The organism is Polaromonas sp. P1_E3 (assembly GCF_056405935.1).
This window is the reverse complement of sequence record NZ_JBFUBD010000560.1, coordinates 1-1464: the sequence shown is the minus strand read 5'-3', so window position 1 is coordinate 1464 and position 1464 is coordinate 1. Positions and strand designations below refer to the sequence as shown.

Genomic DNA, 1464 nt, shown 5'->3' with positions numbered 1-1464 from the left:
ACGTCACACCTTGCGGGTGGGGGATGCGCCGGTGAACTCCGGCGGCAGCACCGCCTCCGCCGGGCGGGGTACGCGCATCACCATCACCGAAAGCGGCGGCGGCCATTTCATGACGGCCGGGCAGATCAACGGAAAGGCCGTGCAGTTCATGGTCGACACCGGCGCGACCAGCATTGCCATGAGCGTCGCCGACGCGGAGCGTGCGGGCATCAAGTACAAGGACGGGCAGCCGGTGCGGATGTCTACGGCCAACGGCGTCACGCAGGGCTATCGCATCAAGCTCAACTCGGTACGGGTGGGCGACGTCGAAGTTTTTGATGTCGATGCCGTGGTCACGCCGCAGCCCATGCCTTTTCTGCTGCTGGGCAACAGCTTTTTGTCGCGCTTCCAGATGAAACGCGACAACAACCTCATGACGCTGGACAAGCGCTACTAAGCCTGGGCGGCGCGTTGCCGGCCAGGCTATTTGCTGGCCTGCTTTGAACCACCCAGCTTGGACTCGGTTCCCTTGATCAGCTTGTTGATGTTTTCGCGGTGGCGATAAACCAGCAATGCGCTGATGGCGACCATCACCGTCAACAGGCTCTTGTCGACATACCAGGCGGCGCGGTCGCCAAACAGGTAATACAGCGGCGCAAACGCCGCGGCCACCAGTGAGGCGAGTGAGGAATAGCGCGAAAAGAAGGCCACGATCACCCAGGTGGCCAGCGTGGCAACACCCAGCACCCAGCTGACGCCCAGCAACACCCCGGCTGCAGTCGCCACGCCCTTGCCGCCCTTGAACTGGAAAAACACCGGGTACAGGTGGCCCAGAAAGGCCGCCAGCCCCACGGCGGCCATCGTGCCCTCACCAAGGCCGTAGTCGCCGCCAAACCATTTGACGAGCACCACCGGCAACCACCCCTTGAGGCCGTCCAGCAGCAGCGTGATGGCCGCCGCAGCTTTGCTGCCTGAACGCAGCACGTTGGTGGCGCCGGGGTTCTTGCTGCCGTAGCTGCGCGGGTCGCTCAGGCCCATCAGGCGGCTGACGATGACGGCAAACGACAGCGAGCCAATCAGGTAGGCCAGCAAGGTCGCGCCGGCCGAATACACGTAGTCCAAATTTATCTCCCTTGTTATGTGGTGGCCAGCGGCATTTCAGCCGTGGCCCGCTGCGTTGTCCATACTCAATGCACAGTTGACCGATTTTGCACCCAGCAAGGTGACACAAACCTGCGGGTCAATACCAATCAGGTAGCCCCGCCGGCCGCCGTTGATGGCGATTTTGGGCAGGGCCAGGATGCTTTCCTCGATATACACAGGCATTGCCTTGCGCGTGCCAAAAGGCGATGTACCGCCGACCAGGTAGCCGCTGTGGCGGTTGGCAACTTCGGGCTTGCACGGTTCGACCGACTTGGCGCCGATCTGCCGCGCCAGGTTTTTGGTGGAAACCTTGCGGTTGCCGTGCATCAACACCAACAAGGG

The 1464-nt window shown here is 62.4% G+C and carries 3 protein-coding genes; 1 reads left to right on the top strand and 2 read right to left on the bottom strand.

What is annotated here, in order from left to right:
* The coding region (locus tag AC1D0Z_RS21680; RefSeq protein ID WP_477660215.1) for a retropepsin-like aspartic protease family protein at positions 1 to 436 on the top strand (436 nt) is incomplete at its 5' end.
* Positions 437 to 462: 26 nt separating this feature from the next.
* Here the strand turns inward: AC1D0Z_RS21680 and plsY are convergent.
* Together plsY and AC1D0Z_RS21670 are read right to left on the bottom strand one after the other, a co-directional pair.
* Complete coding sequence (gene plsY / locus AC1D0Z_RS21675) at positions 463 to 1101, bottom strand: glycerol-3-phosphate 1-O-acyltransferase PlsY (protein ID WP_477660214.1); 639 nt, start codon at positions 1099 to 1101, stop codon at positions 463 to 465.
* Positions 1102 to 1137: 36 nt separating this feature from the next.
* The coding region (locus AC1D0Z_RS21670) for a YbaK/EbsC family protein (protein ID WP_477660213.1) at positions 1138 to 1464 on the bottom strand (327 nt) is incomplete at its 5' end.